The organism is Sedimentibacter sp. zth1 (assembly GCF_017352195.1).
Taxonomy (GTDB): Bacteria; Bacillota; Clostridia; order Tissierellales; family Sedimentibacteraceae; genus UBA1535.
Genome location: NZ_CP071445.1, coordinates 3,046,158 through 3,062,684 on the forward strand (window position 1 = coordinate 3,046,158; position 16,527 = coordinate 3,062,684).

Below are 16,527 nucleotides of genomic sequence, written 5' to 3' on the forward strand. Positions count from 1 at the left end.
TATGGAGCAATTTACAGCTCCCATAGCAAAACTTGTTGAAGAATTTTCAAAGCTTCCAGGAATAGGCAGAAAAACTGCACAGAGATTATCTTTTTATGTACTAGATATGAGTAATAATGATGTGTTAGAATTAGCAAGAGCAATAGTTAACGCAAAAAAACTAACTAAATTTTGTTCTATATGTGGTAATTTATCTGAAAATGATAAATGCTTAATTTGTAATAGTGAAAAGAGAGATAAAAGTACAATTTGTGTAGTAGAGGATGCAAAAGACATTCTAGCTATGGAAAGAGCAAGAGAATATAATGGTGTATATCATGTTTTACATGGAACAATTTCACCACTTGATGGTATAGGACCTGATGAAATTAATATTAAAGGGTTAATAAGTAGACTTGATGATAAGACACAAGAAATTATACTAGCTACAAATCCTACTATAGAAGGGGAAGCAACAGCAGTTTATATTGCACGACTTATAAAGCCAATGGGTATAAAGGTAACAAGGATAGCTCATGGTATACCAATTGGTGGAGATATAGAATATGCTGATGAAGTAACTATTTTAAAAGCAATGGAAGGTAGAAGAGAAATTTAATATTTTTAGTAATTTATGAATAAAAAACAACCTTTTGTCTATAATTTATAATAACAGTAAAGTTTCAATTTATTGGTAATAAAATAGACGGGAGGTTTTTTATGTTTTACGTTGAAAAAGAAAAAGAAAATATTATTAGAAATTTTTTAGATAGTATAAAGAAAACAAGCAGTAAAGATGTTGTGGAAATAAAAAATGCTATTCAAAAAGCAAAACAAGATTGGGCAATTTCACAGCAATATTTTGATTCTGTCAGTGAGCCTGATTTAGTAGATTATGCTATTTTTAATCAAAAAGCATGTGAACAAAAATATGCTTATCTTATTAAGCAAGCAAAACAACTTAATTTAATAAATTAATATTTATGAGGGGGAATAGATATGTTTGGTGCTGAACTTGGGGTAGTTTTCTTATATTCAGCAATAATAATGCTTGTATTTTTATTTGCATGGATATTGATTGTACCATTTAAGTTGCTAAAGAAAATAGCCTTGAATGTAATTGTGGGTATAGTATGTATTATGTTATATAATTACATAGGAGCAACGACAGGTGGCTATGGATCAATAGGTATAAATTTGATAACAACTGGTGTGGTAGGTGCATTAGGTATACCAGGATTTGTTGCAATTATAGTAATTAAAGCGATTTTATAAAAGTTAATACTTTAATTTACTTTTTATACTGTTAGTGTTATAATTCTTTTTATATACACGAGTTAAATTATATTAATAACGGAGGGAAAAATGAGTTCAACAACAACAACAATAATAGTTATAGTAGCAGTTATAGCCTTGATTTTAAGGACAGTGATAAGATATAAATTTTTATCAAAACAGGTAGATAAGTTAAATAAAATATTATATACGGATAGAAATCCTAATGGATATGTTGAAGAGCTTGATAAAATATTAAGTAAGCAGAAAAATAAACACGATAAAGATATAAACCTATTGCAAAAGGCAACAGGATTATTTTATGCTGGAAGGTTTGATGAGGCTAAACATGTACTAAATGTTGAAATGAAGCAAATACCAGCAAATGGACAGCATTTATTTTATCAAAATTTAATTCTTTCAATGTTATTTAATGGAGAGATTGAAGAAGGACATAAAGCATTGATAGATGCAACAGAAGTGTTAACATCAATCAAAAAAACTGCAAATAATAAATTTGCTATAGAATTTTTATTTGCTGTAGATGATTTATATCAGGGTAAATACGAAGAAAGAAAAGACTTCTTTTTAGATTTATGTGAAAATGGAAGAAATTATTATAGAAAAGCTATGGCAAATTACTGTGTAGCTTTAATATATAAAAATGAAAATAACCTAGAGGAAATGAACAAACATTTAGAATTGGCAAAAGAAATTGGGCAAAATTCTTTTGTAGAAAAATTAGTATTAAGTAAATAAAAAAATTAATCTTATTTAAATTACATATTTTATATTAGTATCAAAAGCTGTAGTAGAAATAAATGGAATTTCTATTACAGCTTTTATTTTGTCATATTTTGCAGTAGAGTAAATTGTCGAATATAGTATGAAAAAAATAGTGTGATTCTGGGCTTTATGAAGACTTTTTGTAGTAATTTTAAAAATTATATTTTAAAATAATATATGTTAGATTATTTTAGTATATGGTGGTGAAATATTTTGTCTAATATAGAAAACATAGTTAATTACAATGAAATATTTAACGAAATGAAGATAATGTTTTTACTTATAAACAATAAGGGCATTATTTTGGATATCAATAATCAAGCGTTAAGTTTATTAGGATATAAAAAAAGTGATTTGCAAAACAATGGAATGTATTTGATATGTCGAGATAGAATATTTGATAATTTATCTAAAGAAAACATAAAAAAACAAAGTGTAAATTTTATATGTAAAAATGGTCATATTATTCCACTGAATTTGAAAATAACATATTTTGATACTGAAAATAGTAATATAATTATGCTTAAATTGGAAGAAGTAAAAGCAAAAGGATTAGTTAATTTTTGTGAATTAAACAATAATTTGCATGGTGATTCATTTGCTAGTTTCATAAAGGATACAAAAGGAAAATATGTTTTTATTAATAGTAAGTTTGAAAATTTATTTAGAATAAAGCGTGAAAAAATAATTGGTAAGGATTCATATGAGGTATGGAATGATGATCGTTCATATAAATGGGAAAAAGAAGATTTATTCGTTATAAACACGAAAGATACTTTTACTTCATTTGAGAGTATGATAGTAGATGATGATATCAAGTATTATGAAATACAAAAAAGTCCAGTAAAAGATAATAATGAAAATATTATTGGTGTGTATGGCATTATAAGAGATATGACAGAAGATATAAGGCTTAAAAATGATTTGATGATTCAAAATGAGCAATTATCAATTCTATATAAAATTATGTGCACAGCAACAAATTTAAATGTAGAACAATTGTTTGATTATTTAAGAGATACTTTAAATGGACTTTTTAATATAGATTGGATAACAGTTTATTTATATAATGAAGATTCTAAAGAAAATGAATATTTGATTTCTAAAGGTATTAGTAAAAGATTTTATAATAAATACATACTTACAAAGAAAAATTTAAGTTACATAAACTATATTTATAATAATAGAAAATCCATACCAATGTCTAAAGTTAATGAAAATATGTGCTTAGTTGATTTAGAGTTAGCTAAGTTCGAAGGAGTAACATACCTTTCTAGTTATCCACTTTTGTACAATGATGAGTGTATGGGAGTTATAAATTATGGTAGCAGAAACGTGGAATATACATATAGTTGGGATAATCAGTTTATTGAATTAGTATCTAATACTGTAGCTAATATTTTGAAAATTACTATGATGTATGAGAAATTAGAAAAAAATTTAAAAATTCAGATGGAATATAGAGAAAAATTAGATTTGTATTTTGATACAACTTTAGATTTTTTTTGCATTATTGATAGTAATGGTAAGTTCGTTAAAGTTGGTAAGCGAATGACTAATGAGTTAGGTTGGACTGAAGAAGAAGTTTGTTCAAAATATGTATGTGATTTTATACATGAAAAGGATTCTGCATATATTAAAACGAATGATTTGTTTGAAAATTTTGAGAGTGGAGAGTTATGTGTAAGATTTCGATGCAAGGATGATAGATATATAACAATAGATTGGAATATCAAATTCTTGAAGGATGCAGACATATATATATGCTCAGGAAGAAATTTGACGGATAAGATATTACTAGAGCAAAAGAAAAAGTTAATTGATGAATATATAAATATTGAGAAAGTAAAAAGTGAATTTCTATCTAATGTTGCACATGAACTTAGAACCCCTATTTCAATTATTTATGGCTCCGTTCACATGATAGAAAATAGATACAATAGCATTAATATTCAGGATGGAAAAATTACTAATTATTTAAAAACAACAAAGAAAAACACATTTAGACTTATAAGACTAATAAACAATATGTTAGACATAACAAATTATGATGCGGGTTGTTTAAGTTTAGACAGCAGGATACATAATATTGTAAAGGTATTTAAAGATATTACAATTTCAATGACTACATACTTAAAAGGGAGATCTGTTAATTTAGTATTTGTTACAGATTTAGAAGAAAGATATATGTACATAGATGTAAATAAAATTGAAAGGATAATGTTAAATCTTATATCTAACTCGGTAAAATACTCAAAAGAAAATGTTCCTACAAATATACTAATAAAGATGTATGAAGAAAATAGCATACTATACGTTAGAATTTTAGATAATGGAATAGGACTTAACGAAGAAGAAATTCCTTGTTTGTTTGATAGATTTAAGCAATTAGGGGATATTATGACTAGAAAAACAGAAGGTAGTGGTATGGGATTATATTTAGTCAAAGCACTGTTGCAAATGCAAAATGCCAATATTAGTATTAATAGTCAAAAAACTGATGGAGCTGAATTTATTATAGAATTTTACGGAAAAAGTGAAATTGTTGATAAGTCTATAAAAACATCTGATAAAAATTATGATGTTAAAAGTGATAATTTTTATATGGAGTTTTCTGATATATACTAATTTTATATATTGATAAACATTGTATTTTAGGATATTATAGTTGTATATAAATTTTAGATAGGAGAGCATATGAATATAATACAAATTTATAATACAAAAAAACTTGATGATGATATAATGGATTTAGTTGATAAATTAAAGCTTGCTGGTGTTGATATAAATTGTTATAATTACTTTGAACAGTCTGATGAATTTAATAAAAACTTAAAAATAGAAAGATTATTAAAATCTTATGGAGAGAGCATATTTCCAGTGACATTGGTTAACGGGGAAGTTGTTGAAGTTGAAAAAATGTTTAGCAAAAAAGAGTTGATAAGTAATGCTGATATTTCGGTTAAAAAACTCAATAGGGTAGGGATTGATTTATCTATATTTAGGTCTCAATGTAATAGTAAAGATAATTCTGAAAATTGCAATTGTAAAAATACAAATTGTTTCCATAATGATAATGAATGTCAAAACAAGAAAAATTGTTCTGAAAAATGCTATGAGGAGAAAAAATAATGATTATAGAAGAACAAATTATTGAATTCGTAGAATTGATAAGTAAAAATAAACAATATGATGAAAACTTAAATCATAAATTATCTTTAGATGATAAATATGAAATTAAGGCAAAGCATGAGAAAATTGAAAATGATGAGTGTGTATATGCTTTGACATTATGGGATAAAGAGACAAATAAACAAATAGACAATGTATTTAGTGATATTGATGATGAACAAATTGAAGATATAATATTTTTCTTTATTGAAGAGTATATAAAATAAAAGCTGTGCTAATGCACAGCTTTGTTTTATTGACCTAGTAAAATTTTAGTTAATGGAGAATCAATTGGTAAAATAACAGTTTTGTTATCACCTTTTAAAGATTTTTTAACAGCATCTAGGCTTCTAATAAATTCATAAAAGTCTTTTCTATCATCGTTGTTATATGATTCTGATAAAATTCTCATATATTCAGCTTCACCTTCTGCAATTAATGTTTCAGCTTGAGCGTCAGCTTCAGATAAACTAATTTTAATTTCCTTATTTGTGCTATTTTGAATTTTTTGAGATTCCTCTTCACCTTCTGCAATATATCCAGCAGCAATTTGACCTCTTTCAGAAATCATTCTGTTAAATACTGCATTTTTATTGTCGTTAGGCAAATCTAATCTTTTTGTTTCAACTGATAAAATGGATATACCATATTCTTTCATAGGTGGCATAACCAATTCCATAATATCAGAATTAAGTGAACCATTTCTACTATTTATAACATCATTTTGAGTTTGACTACCAATTAAAGTTTTTAAAGCATTGTATACTACTGTATCAATTCTAGATTCTGCATTAGAAACTGATGAGCTAAGTGATTGTGCAAATTTAAGTGGATCATTTATCTCCCATAGAACATAACTGTCTGCTACCATAGCTTTTTTATCTTTTGTTATTACATCAGATGCAGCTAAATCGTAAAGAATTATACATTTAGGTAATGTTTCAACACTTTCCATGAAAGGAATTTTAAAACTTATACCTGAATTGCTAATTACTCTATTAACCTTACCAAATTGTTTGATTAAATTGTATTCGTTTTCATATGTAATTACTGTTACAGAACTAAAAATTATCAATATTACAAGCACACTTGCAATAATAGTTACCGCTTTTTTCATATTAATTACCTCCTGTAGTTGAAGTGAAAGGTTTTAGTGGCAATACCTTTTGAGTTGAACCATCACCATTGTCTATAATAACCTCTAAATTAGGCATTATTTCTTCCATAGTTTCGAAAAACATTCTTTTCTTAGTGATTTCAGGGTATTTAATATATTCTTCATACATTTTATTAAATCTTGCAACTTGACCTATAGCTTCGTTAATTCTCTCTTGTTTTTGTCCCTCTGCATTTTGTGTAATTTTATCTGCATTAGCACGTGCTTCAGGTAGTTTTTCATTTCTATATTTATTGGCATTATTTATAGCAGTTTCTTTGCTTTGTTTAGCAGTTTCAACTTGCTTAAATGCTTCCATAACTTCTGTAGTAGGTGGCTCAGCATCCTGAATAGTTACATTAACTATTTGTAGTCCAATATTATGTTCTTGAAGCTTTTCGATAATATCCTCTTTTGTTTTAGCTTGAATTTCAGCCTTACCAGTTGTCAAAACACTATCAACATCAGTACTACCAATGATAGTTCTTATAGAGCTTTGGCATATATTTTTTAATATAAGTACTGGATTGTATGAAGAGTACAGATTCTTTATTGGATCTGATACCTTATACTCTACAAAGAAATCAACATTTACAAAATTATAATCACCTGTAATCATTAAAGATTCAGATTCTATGCTTTGATTATTATTCTGTGAGTATCCAATAGTTAAACCTTTTGTAGTAGTGTCAACTTTTTTGACTGCTTGTATAAAAGGTAATTTAAAATGTAAACCAGATGTTGCTGTAGACGTAGGTTTACCAAATGTTAATATTATTGCCTGTTCTTGTTCTTTTACTTGATATGCTGCATTTACTGCAAATACTAAGATAATAACAATGATAGCAATTATTTTGAATTTTGATGATATGTTATTAACAGTTTTTTTATAGTTTTGATTGCTATCGCTGTATTCATTAGTATCATTATTGTTTTTCTTATTAAAAAAATTATTAAAGTTCATACATATACTCCTTTTTGTATTTTTTTTATTATACAACATATTTCATAAAAGGTAAATAGTTTTTACTATTATTTTAATAAAAAAATGTGGTTAAAATTATTTACTTAATCAATATTACAAAAGTATTTTATCAATGTTTGACATTTATAGAATCAGAAGTATAATTAAATTGTAAGATTAAATTAAGGAGTAGTTATTGTGAACGCAACACAAAGAAGAGATGAAGTAATTGAAATACTTAAAAATTCTAAAGAACCAATTTCAGCAAATCAATTATCCAATAAATTTTCAGTTAGTAGACAAGTAATTGTAGGCGACATAGCGCTAATTAGAGCTTTTGGGATAGATGTATTTGCAACACCACGTGGATATTTACTAAAATGTAACGAGGAAAATGACAATAAGATAGTAAAAACTATTGCTTGTAAGCATGATAAAACAGGTCTAGAAAAAGAAATTTATTGCATTGTAGATAATGGTGGAGGTTTGATTGATGTTATAGTAGAGCATCCGTTATATGGTGACTTGACTGGCCCATTACATATTTTTTCTAGATATGATGCAGATGAATTTATTAAAAAAATTAGAGAACAAAATGTTAAGCCGTTATCGCTTTTGACGGATGGTATACATCTACACACTATCAGTTGTCCTAATGAGGTAGTATTAAATAGAATATTAGAAGTATTAAAAGATAATAATATATTGTTGTAAGTTGTTGACAAATTTGTCCTACAAATATATAATGACAATGTAGGTGTAAAGACACCTGTAAAGACATTAATTTGGAGGAGTAATGAATAAGTCAACAAATTTAAAAAGCATGGTTCTTGCTGCATTATTATGTGCTATAGGTATTGTAATTCCAATTATATCACCAATTAGGATTGTTTTAGAGCCAATGTCTTTTACATTGGCAAGTCATGTCGCATTATTTATATCAATGTTTATATCACCTTTTGTTAGTATAACGGTGGCACTTGGCACAACACTTGGATTTTTTATGGCAGGATTTCCAATAGTAATTGTTTTAAGAGCTTTAAGCCATATAGTTTTTGCAGTAATAGGTTCATGTATAATCAAGAAAATACCAGATGTTTTATCAACAAAGAAAAAATCAATATTATTTGGTTTTATTATTGCAATAATTCATGCAGTATGTGAGGTTATAGTTGTAATTCCATTTTATTTTGGCAATTCACTACCAACTGGATACTATGCAAAAGGATTTTTGTATACAGTAGTTTTGTTAGTAGGAGTGGGAACAATTGTACATAGTCTAATAGATTATTATATTTCTATTATTATATGGTATCCTTTAAATAAGGCAAAGGTCATAAAAGTTAATTAGCTGTATTTCTAAAAGTTAAGGTAAAGCTATTACACACTAAATTATTGTTTGTAATAGCTTTTTATTGTATATAAATATTTTGTGTATATGTAAACATATTTTTAAAAATAATACTTAATATTGATTGTCAACAATTGTGATATTATAGAACAAGTTATTTATTGTGAGCTTATGAATAAAAAAATGATTTTATAGTAAACTATATTATTACAGTTTGATTAATGGTACTATAATATCTATAGGAGTAAAAATTTGGATAAATTATTAGTTGCAGGTGCAGTAATTATATTGCTATGCATAGCTTCAAGTAAATTGTTATATAAATGTGGTGTTCCTACACTTGTGATTTTTATTGTGATTGGGATGCTTTTTGGTTCTGATGGATTTATTGGTATTGAGTTTTGTGATTATAGTTTAACTAATAAAATATGTTCCTTTGGTCTTATATTTATAATGTTTTATGGTGGTTTTAGCACTAATTTAAATGTTGCAAAATCAGTAATTGTTCCATCGGTGTTAATGTCAACGTTGGGTGTTTTATTTACTGCAACTTTAACAGGAGTATTCTGTTATTATGCTTTTAAAATGACATTGCTTGAAGGAATGCTAACAGGTGCTGTTGTTTCATCTACAGATGCTGCATCGGTTTTTACAGTACTTCGTTCTAAAAAATTGAATCTAAATAATAAGGTTGCATCTCTTTTAGAGGTTGAAAGTGGAAGTAATGATCCATGTGCTTATATGTTAACTATTCTAATATTAAGTTTTATGAAAAGCCAAGCTATTACAGTTAATTTTATTTTAAACCTTATTGTTAACCAAATATTATTTGGAATAATTGTAGGATATGTTTTATTTAAATTTTCTTCTGTAATATTGAAAAGTATTGATTTCGAAATTAGTGGACTGTACCCTATTTTTGTTGCATCTATAGCAATAATGGCATATGCATTGAGTCAGCTTATGGGAGGAAATGGATATTTAAGTGTATATATTGTTGGTATTGGGCTTGGAAATAGCAAAATATTTCATAAAAAAAGCTTGGTAGAATTTTTTGATGGAATATCATGGCTTATGCAGATTATGCTTTTTTTTACTTTGGGGTTGTTATCTTTTCCTTCTCATATACCGTATATTTATTTAAAAGCACTTGTTTTGCTAGCTTTTATATTGTTTGTAGCAAGACCTGTAGTTACATTTAGCATTTTGAGTTGGTTTAAATTCAAAATTAAAGAACAAATATTTATTTCTTGGGTTGGATTGAGGGGAGCATCTTCAATTGTATTTGCTATATATGCTTTGACTGCAAAAGTTTTTATAAAAAATGATATATTTCATATAGTATTTTTCTTATCACTTTTTTCAGTTACTATTCAAGGTACAATGATTCCGATTTTAGCAAGAAAATTAGGACTAATCGAAAAGGAAAATTCTATTTTAAAGACATTTAATGATTATAGAGAAGAATCTACAACACAATTAATGGAGTTATATATAGACGAAAATAGTGAATTTATAGGTAAATCTATAATGCATTCAAATTTACCAGAGGATATACTTGTGGTGATGATTAAAAGGGGTAAAAATGTTATTGTCCCAAGAGGTTCAACGAGAATTTTAGAAAATGATATCTTGGTTTTAAGTAGTAATAAGATAATTGATATTAATAAATTTAAATAAATACATTTACAATAATAAAAAGATATTATATTATATTTATAGTATATTTATTAAATTCTAAAAGGAGCTGGTATTATGTGTTCAAGTTTTTCTGACATTGATATTATACGTAATATTTTTAAAACGCATCCAATGTGGAACTATAAATATTATTTGATAGTTGAACCCATTTCTAATGACGACGAAGAACCCGTTGGAGTCGGATTTAAAGAAATTAAAATTAAAAATGACTTAATAAAGGAATTTTTAGATATTGACAGTGAGGTCGTATTTGATTCAATATTAGATAATCCCAAAGATATAGAAGTTCTTTGTGAGATTGGATTGACTCATGACCAAGAATTTTATAAATTCATAGATGAGGCAAATAATAAACAGAAAACTAGAAATGTATTGATTTTGAAAATCGAAGAAAATGAAGCTGAATACGAAGAAAGACTTTTAACTAATAATAAAGTTATAAAAAATGTTAAATTCGCTTGGATGTTAAAAGGAACATGTATTTGTTCGTGGAAACTTCATGGATATGAAGCAATGAGCAATGAAATTATAATTGACAGTATAAATTTTAATGCAAAAGATATAAAAATAGTGAAGATGTCTGAAGAATTGTCAGAAAAGAAAGCAACAATTGCAGTAAGCAAACTATTTTAAATTACATAAAAAAGCTCATATATTTTATAAATATGTGAGCTTTTGATTTTTTATGGATAGAATTTTTAATATATATTAAACTAATTTTGAATTAAAATATAATGTTGAGATAAAAAGAAAAATATGTTATTATTTGTTTGAAATTAAATTTTGTTTGGGAGAACTAATATGAATTACAATGAGGAATCTTTGAAACTTCATGAGCTAAATAAGGGTAAGCTAGAAGTTGTAAGTAAAGTTAGAGTAGAAAATAAAGATGATTTAAGTATAGCTTATACACCAGGCGTTGCTGAGCCTTGTAGAAAAATACATGCCAATACAGAAACTGTATATAAATATACATCAAAAGGTAATTTGGTAGCTATAGTTTCTGATGGTACAGCAGTTTTAGGTCTTGGTAATATTGGAGCAGAAGCAGCTATGCCTGTTATGGAGGGTAAGGCTATATTGTTTAAAGAATTTGCTGGTGTTGATGGATTTCCAATATGCTTAAAATCACAAAATACTGATGATATAGTTAATACAGTTATAAATATGGCGCCAACCTTTGGAGGAATAAATTTAGAAGACATTTGTGCACCAAAATGTTTTGAGGTTGAAAAGAGGATACAAGATGCTCTAGAAATTCCAGTATTCCACGATGATCAGCATGGTACAGCAATAGTAGTGTCTGCAGGAATAATAAATGCACTTAAAATTGTAAAAAAAGATATAAAAAATATTACGGTTGTAATAAATGGACCTGGTGCCGCAGGTACTGCAATAGCAAAGATGCTAATGGCATTGGGCGTGAATGATATTATAATGTGCGATGAAAATGGTATATTAGATGAGAATAGAGAAGGCCTTGAATCTCATAAAGTGTGGTTAGCTAAAAACACTAACAAGAAAAGGATTAGAGGATATCTAAAAGAAGCAATGGTAAATGCAGATGTATTTGTAGGTGTTTCAGTACCAAATGTATTGACAGATGAAATGATGAAATCTATGAATAAAGATGCTGTTGTTTTTGCTATGGCCAATCCAAATCCAGAAGTAATGCCTGAAAAAGCAAAAGAAGCTGGTATTAGAATAATTGGGACTGGTAGATCTGATTATCCAAATCAAATTAACAATGTTCTTGCATTTCCAGGAATTTTCAGAGGGGCGTTAGATGCAAGAGCTAAAAAAATAACTAATGAAATGAAAGTAGCAGCAGCATATGCAATTGCTAATCTAATTCAAGAAAATGAATTAAATGAGGAATATATTATTCCTAATCCATTTGATAAAAGAGTTTCTAATGTAGTTGCAAAAGCAGTATATGATGCTTGGAAAAAGTAATAGTAGGAGTTAAAATGTACAATTATGATGAAATACAAAATTGTCTAGAAACTAAATATGTTGGGCAAACATTTGTACAATTTGAAGAATTAAAGTCTACACATCAAAAGGCTAAAAATATTAGCAGTAACTGCCCAGATGGAATGCTTGTTTTGTCAGAATTTCAGGAAAATGTTAAGCTGAAAAATAATAAGTATTGGTATGCATTGAATGGTGATAATATTTATTTAAGTATAATATTTAAAACGGATGGTAAAAGTGATTATACAACACAAATGTTGCAAATTGCAAACGTATCAGTTTTAGAGACATTAAAATCACTTGATGAAAATATTAATTGTTTTATTAAATGGCCAAATGATATATATGTTGATGATAAAAAAATATGTAGTACTTTTTCTGAATATATAAATAAAAAAGATAACAGTAGTTTGATAGTTAGCATATACATGAATATTAGTATAAATGAAGATGAAGACAATGATATTAGAGAAAACATTAACTCATTGCGTGATGTTTTATTTGCTAATATTAATAAAGAGATACTTATTAGTAATATTTTAAATAAAATTGAAATATACTATGATGAATTATTAAACAAAGAAACTATAGATAAAGCATTGAATATATTTAGAAATTACAATTTAATCATAAATAAACTGTTAGGTGTAAAAAAAATTAATAAGAAGACGGTAAGACAAGTAAAAGCAATTAGTATAAACAAATATGGGCAAATTGTGGTTAAAGATAAAAATAATATTGAATCATTATTAAATAAAGATGAAGATGTTATAGAATGGTGGATGGATGATAAAGAAGCTTAAGATAGGAAATATAGAATTAAAAAACAATGTTATATTGGCTCCAATGGCAGGTATAACAGATATAACTTTCAGAACTATTTGCAAGGAATTTGGTGTATCTTTGGTTACAACTGAAATGATAAGTGCTAAGGGATTATATTATAAGGATAAAAAAACTGAAGAACTTATGAAAATCAATCAAGACAATAGACCAGTTTCTATGCAGATATTTGGAAACGAACCAGATACAATGGCATATGTTGTTGAGAATGAGTTGAATGCAAGAAATGATTTTGATATTATTGACATAAATATGGGATGTCCAGCACCTAAAATAGTTAAAAATGGAGACGGCTCAGCTCTTATGAAAAATCCAAAGTTGGCAGGAGAAATTGTTAATAAGATTAAAAAAGTGTCTAATAAACCTGTAACAGTTAAGTTTAGATCTGGCTGGGATTCTAAAAGTATCAATGCAGTTGAATTTGCAAGTGTTATGGAACAAAATGGCGCTGATTTGGTTGCGGTTCATGGAAGAACCAGAGAACAGTTTTATTCTGGAAAAGCAGATTATAGTATAATAAGGGAAGTAAAAAAAAGCGTTTCTATACCTGTAATAGGTAATGGAGATATTTTTACCAAAGAAGATGCTGTCAAAATGTTTAGTGAAACAAATTGTGATGGAATAATGATAGCAAGAGGAGTTTTAGGCAATCCATGGCTTATAACCAATACAATAAATGAACTAAATGGTGAGAAAAACTTTATTATGCCTTCACCGATACAAAGAATAGAAATGTTAAAAAAGCATGCAAAAATGTTAAGCAATATCTTGCCAGATAGGTTGACAGTATTAGAAATGAGAAAGCATGCCGGATGGTATATTAAGAGCTTGAAAAATTCATCGGAAATAAGAAACCAAATAAATAAAATAGATAATTTAGAGGATTTATATAAGTGTCTGGATAATTATATAAAAACATTAATATACTGATAGAAAATTAATTATTTGTCGATAAAATATTTTGTATAAGGGTTGACATATAAGAGTAACTTTATTATAATGACTTAATTATAACTTTTAAGTATATTATTAGCAGTAGTATAATACTAAGTGTAAAGTAAATTGCATAGTATCATTTTATTATTTTTAATAATAAGAGTTTTCAGTTTTAAAGTGGCATAATAAATTGTGAAATTATAACTGCTCAAATAGAGTAGAAATGATTATTGGGGAGAATTTATATGGAAAGTAATGTGATATTATTGACTGCTGAGGGATATGAAGAACTTGTAAATGAATTAAATAACTTAAAATCAGTTATACGTAAAGAAATAGCTGGAAAAATAAAGATTGCTTTGGCTTTTGGAGATATAAGTGAAAATTCAGAGTACGATGAAGCTAAAAATGAGCAAGCACATGTGGAGAAAAGAATAACAAAGCTTGAAATGATGCTAAAACATGCTAAAATAATAGAAGAACATAAGCAAAAAGGTACAGTTGGATTAGGTGCGAAAGTAATAATTAAAGATATAGAGTTTGATGAAGTAATGGAATATAATTTAGTTGGTTCTGCGGAGGCGGATCCTTTTAAGGGAAAAATATCAAATGTTTCTCCTCTTGGCAAAACACTTATGGGAAAAAAAATAGGAGATATAATTGAGGTTGACTCTCCGGCGGGAGAAAATATAAAATATGAAATATTAGATGTATAATATTTAACAATATATAGAAAGATGAAAAGGTGGTGTACACTGTGTCTGAAATACAAAATCAAGGTGATTTAAGACAAGTAAGGTTAGATAAATTTAACGAATTAAAAAGTGTAGGAAGAAATCCATTTGAGATTTCAAAGTATAATGTTACAAATAACAGCGTAGAAATTAAAGATAGATTTGAAGAATTTGAAGGAAAAAAGGTATCAATAGCTGGAAGAATAATGTCAAAAAGAGGTCAAGGAAAAGTTGGTTTCTATGATATACAAGATACTTTAGGAAAAATTCAAATGTTCGCTAAAAAAGATAATTTAGGTGAAGAAGAATATAATTATCTAAAAAGTTACGATATTGGAGATATTATAGGTGTTGAAGGTGAAGTGTTTAAAACAAAAATGGGCGAAATATCAGTTAGAGCTGAAAAAGTAGTTCTATTAAGTAAATCATTGCAAACTTTACCTGAGAAATTTCATGGATTAAAGGATCAAGAAATTAGATATAGACAGAGATATGTTGATTTAATTGTTAATCCTGAAACTAGAGATGTGTTTAAAAAGCGTAGTATAATAATAAAAGGTATAAGAGAATACTTAGATGATAATGGATTCTTAGAAGTAGATACACCTACATTGAGTGCAATCGCAGGTGGTGCTAACGCTAGACCATTTATAACTCATCACAATACTTTAGACATTGATATGTACATGAGAATTGCAAACGAACTATATCTTAAAAGACTTATAGTTGGTGGTCTTGCTGATGGTGTATATGAGATGGGTAAAATGTTTAGAAATGAAGGAATGGATGCTACACATAATCCAGAATATACAGCAATAGAAATATACAAGGCATTTGCCGATTATAATGATATGATGACTTTGACAGAAAACATAGTTGCACATGTAGCTATGAAATCAAATGGAACTACTAAAGTTAACTATCAAGGCAAAATGCTAGATTTTACTCCACCTTGGAGAAGAATAAGAATGCAGGATATGGTTAAAGAATATACAGGTGTTGATTTTGATTTAATCAATACTGATGAAGAGGCAATTGAGGTTGCAAAACAAAAAGGAATTGAAATAAAACCATTAATGACTAGAGGACATGTAATTAATGCATTGTTTGAAGAATATTGTGAAGAACATCTTGAACAACCAACATTTGTTACACATCATCCTGTTGAAATTTCTCCACTTGCTAAGAGAAATGTTGCAGATCCAAGATTGACAGATAGATTTGAAGCTTTTGCAAATACAAAAGAACTTGCTAATGCGTTCTCAGAATTGAATGATCCAATTGACCAAAGAGAAAGATTTGAAGCACAGTTAAAACAAAAGGAAGCCGGAGATGATGAAGCTCATATGATGGATAATGATTTTGTCAATGCGATAGAAGTTGGTTTACCACCAACAGGCGGTTTAGGAATTGGTGTTGACAGATTAATTATGTTCTTAACTAACCAGACTTCAATTAGAGACATAATATTATTCCCAACAATGAAACCATTAGATTAATAATAACTATAATAAAAGGCGTTTAAGAATTGTAATAATTCTTAACGTCTTTTTTATATACTAGGAAAGTTCTGCTCCTAGCATATAAAAAAAGAGGATTGTAAAGGACGGGACGTCCTTGCCTTTAAGGGAGTTGCGTAGCAACTTTTTTATAA

General features: G+C 27.5%; 18 protein-coding genes. 16 read left to right on the plus strand and 2 right to left on the minus strand.

The features are described 5' to 3' along the window. Window position 1: 1 nt before the first annotated feature. From recR to JYG23_RS14390, 7 genes are all read left to right on the plus strand, one after another. Window positions 2-598, plus strand: coding sequence for a recombination mediator RecR (gene recR / locus JYG23_RS14360; RefSeq protein ID WP_207236363.1), 597 nt, complete (start codon window positions 2-4; stop codon window positions 596-598). Window positions 599-699: 101 nt separating this feature from the next. Beyond that, window positions 700-957, plus strand: a complete 258-nt coding sequence (locus tag JYG23_RS14365; RefSeq protein WP_207236364.1) for a DUF2508 family protein — start codon at window positions 700-702, stop codon at window positions 955-957. A gap of 21 nt (window positions 958-978) precedes the next feature. Next, window positions 979-1,254, plus strand: a complete 276-nt coding sequence (locus JYG23_RS14370) for a pro-sigmaK processing inhibitor BofA family protein (RefSeq protein WP_207236365.1) — start codon at window positions 979-981, stop codon at window positions 1,252-1,254. 90 nt (window positions 1,255-1,344) lie between these two features. Then, entirely contained in the window at window positions 1,345-2,013 is a 669-nt protein-coding gene (locus JYG23_RS14375; RefSeq protein WP_207236366.1) for a hypothetical protein, read from the plus strand. 240 nt (window positions 2,014-2,253) lie between these two features. After that, window positions 2,254-4,668 carry a PAS domain S-box protein gene (locus JYG23_RS14380; protein WP_207236367.1) on the plus strand — a complete coding sequence of 805 codons (2,415 nt, stop codon included), beginning with the start codon at window positions 2,254-2,256 and terminating at the stop codon, window positions 4,666-4,668. Between the two features lie 69 nt (window positions 4,669-4,737). Further along, window positions 4,738-5,172, plus strand: a complete 435-nt coding sequence (locus tag JYG23_RS14385) for an arsenic metallochaperone ArsD family protein (RefSeq protein WP_207236368.1) — start codon at window positions 4,738-4,740, stop codon at window positions 5,170-5,172. Further along, complete coding sequence (locus JYG23_RS14390; protein ID WP_207236369.1) at window positions 5,172-5,438, plus strand: hypothetical protein; 267 nt, start codon at window positions 5,172-5,174, stop codon at window positions 5,436-5,438. The genes JYG23_RS14385 and JYG23_RS14390 overlap by 1 nt, the downstream gene beginning before the upstream one ends. A 26-nt stretch (window positions 5,439-5,464) precedes the next feature. Here JYG23_RS14390 and hflC read toward each other — a convergent pair whose 3' ends face one another. Continuing rightward, the gene (gene hflC / locus JYG23_RS14395; RefSeq protein ID WP_207236370.1) at window positions 5,465-6,328 is read right to left on the minus strand and encodes a protease modulator HflC; all 864 of its coding nucleotides are present in this window, start codon (window positions 6,326-6,328) and stop codon (window positions 5,465-5,467) included. A gap of 1 nt (window position 6,329) precedes the next feature. Then, entirely contained in the window at window positions 6,330-7,331 is a 1,002-nt protein-coding gene (gene hflK / locus JYG23_RS14400; protein WP_207236371.1) for an FtsH protease activity modulator HflK, read from the minus strand. Between the two features lie 198 nt (window positions 7,332-7,529). Between hflK and JYG23_RS14405 the strand changes: the two genes are divergently transcribed. The 9 genes from JYG23_RS14405 to lysS all read left to right on the plus strand — a co-directional run bounded on the left by JYG23_RS14405 (window position 7,530) and on the right by lysS (window position 16,372). Continuing rightward, window positions 7,530-8,045, plus strand: coding sequence for a transcription repressor NadR (locus tag JYG23_RS14405; protein ID WP_207236372.1), 516 nt, complete (start codon window positions 7,530-7,532; stop codon window positions 8,043-8,045). Window positions 8,046-8,127: 82 nt separating this feature from the next. Further along, complete coding sequence (locus JYG23_RS14410) at window positions 8,128-8,682, plus strand: hypothetical protein (protein WP_207236373.1); 555 nt, start codon at window positions 8,128-8,130, stop codon at window positions 8,680-8,682. A 252-nt stretch (window positions 8,683-8,934) separates the two neighbouring features. Beyond that, complete coding sequence (locus tag JYG23_RS14415; RefSeq protein ID WP_207236374.1) at window positions 8,935-10,362, plus strand: potassium/proton antiporter; 1,428 nt, start codon at window positions 8,935-8,937, stop codon at window positions 10,360-10,362. A 75-nt stretch (window positions 10,363-10,437) separates the two neighbouring features. Beyond that, entirely contained in the window at window positions 10,438-11,016 is a 579-nt protein-coding gene (locus JYG23_RS14420; protein ID WP_207236375.1) for a hypothetical protein, read from the plus strand. Between the two features lie 168 nt (window positions 11,017-11,184). Beyond that, the gene (locus JYG23_RS14425) at window positions 11,185-12,339 is read left to right on the plus strand and encodes an NADP-dependent malic enzyme (RefSeq protein ID WP_207236376.1); all 1,155 of its coding nucleotides are present in this window, start codon (window positions 11,185-11,187) and stop codon (window positions 12,337-12,339) included. A 14-nt stretch (window positions 12,340-12,353) separates the two neighbouring features. After that, window positions 12,354-13,163: a biotin--[acetyl-CoA-carboxylase] ligase gene (locus JYG23_RS14430; RefSeq protein WP_207236377.1), complete on the plus strand. Its 810-nt coding sequence runs from the start codon at window positions 12,354-12,356 to the stop codon at window positions 13,161-13,163. Continuing rightward, window positions 13,147-14,133: a tRNA dihydrouridine synthase DusB gene (gene dusB, locus JYG23_RS14435; RefSeq protein ID WP_207236378.1), complete on the plus strand. Its 987-nt coding sequence runs from the start codon at window positions 13,147-13,149 to the stop codon at window positions 14,131-14,133. Before JYG23_RS14430 ends, dusB begins: the two co-directional genes overlap by 17 nt. Window positions 14,134-14,384: 251 nt before the next feature. Beyond that, window positions 14,385-14,855 (plus strand): transcription elongation factor GreA, encoded by a 471-nt coding sequence (greA, locus tag JYG23_RS14440; protein ID WP_207236379.1) that lies wholly within the window; start codon window positions 14,385-14,387, stop codon window positions 14,853-14,855. 50 nt (window positions 14,856-14,905) lie between these two features. Further along, on the plus strand, window positions 14,906-16,372 hold the full coding sequence (gene lysS / locus JYG23_RS14445; RefSeq protein WP_371818647.1) for a lysine--tRNA ligase: 1,467 nt from the start codon (window positions 14,906-14,908) through the stop codon (window positions 16,370-16,372). The last annotated feature ends 155 nt before the right edge of the window (window positions 16,373-16,527 follow it).

Bases quoted from the DNA above. Each gene is read 5' to 3' on its own strand.
- dusB (WP_207236378.1), top strand. From the start codon at position 13,147: ATGATAAAGAAGCTTAAGATAGGAAATATAGAATTAAAAAACAATGTT.
- JYG23_RS14385 (WP_207236368.1), top strand. From the start codon at position 4,738: ATGAATATAATACAAATTTATAATACAAAAAAACTTGATGATGATATA.
- greA (WP_207236379.1), top strand. From the start codon at position 14,385: ATGGAAAGTAATGTGATATTATTGACTGCTGAGGGATATGAAGAACTT.
- recR (WP_207236363.1), top strand. From the start codon at position 2: ATGGAGCAATTTACAGCTCCCATAGCAAAACTTGTTGAAGAATTTTCA.
- JYG23_RS14375 (WP_207236366.1), top strand. From the start codon at position 1,345: ATGAGTTCAACAACAACAACAATAATAGTTATAGTAGCAGTTATAGCC.
- JYG23_RS14430 (WP_207236377.1), top strand. From the start codon at position 12,354: ATGTACAATTATGATGAAATACAAAATTGTCTAGAAACTAAATATGTT.
- hflK (WP_207236371.1), bottom strand. From the start codon at position 7,331: ATGAACTTTAATAATTTTTTTAATAAGAAAAACAATAATGATACTAAT.
- JYG23_RS14370 (WP_207236365.1), top strand. From the start codon at position 979: ATGTTTGGTGCTGAACTTGGGGTAGTTTTCTTATATTCAGCAATAATA.
- JYG23_RS14425 (WP_207236376.1), top strand. From the start codon at position 11,185: ATGAATTACAATGAGGAATCTTTGAAACTTCATGAGCTAAATAAGGGT.
- JYG23_RS14390 (WP_207236369.1), top strand. From the start codon at position 5,172: ATGATTATAGAAGAACAAATTATTGAATTCGTAGAATTGATAAGTAAA.
- JYG23_RS14420 (WP_207236375.1), top strand. From the start codon at position 10,438: ATGTGTTCAAGTTTTTCTGACATTGATATTATACGTAATATTTTTAAA.
- JYG23_RS14410 (WP_207236373.1), top strand. From the start codon at position 8,128: ATGAATAAGTCAACAAATTTAAAAAGCATGGTTCTTGCTGCATTATTA.
- JYG23_RS14365 (WP_207236364.1), top strand. From the start codon at position 700: ATGTTTTACGTTGAAAAAGAAAAAGAAAATATTATTAGAAATTTTTTA.
- hflC (WP_207236370.1), bottom strand. From the start codon at position 6,328: ATGAAAAAAGCGGTAACTATTATTGCAAGTGTGCTTGTAATATTGATA.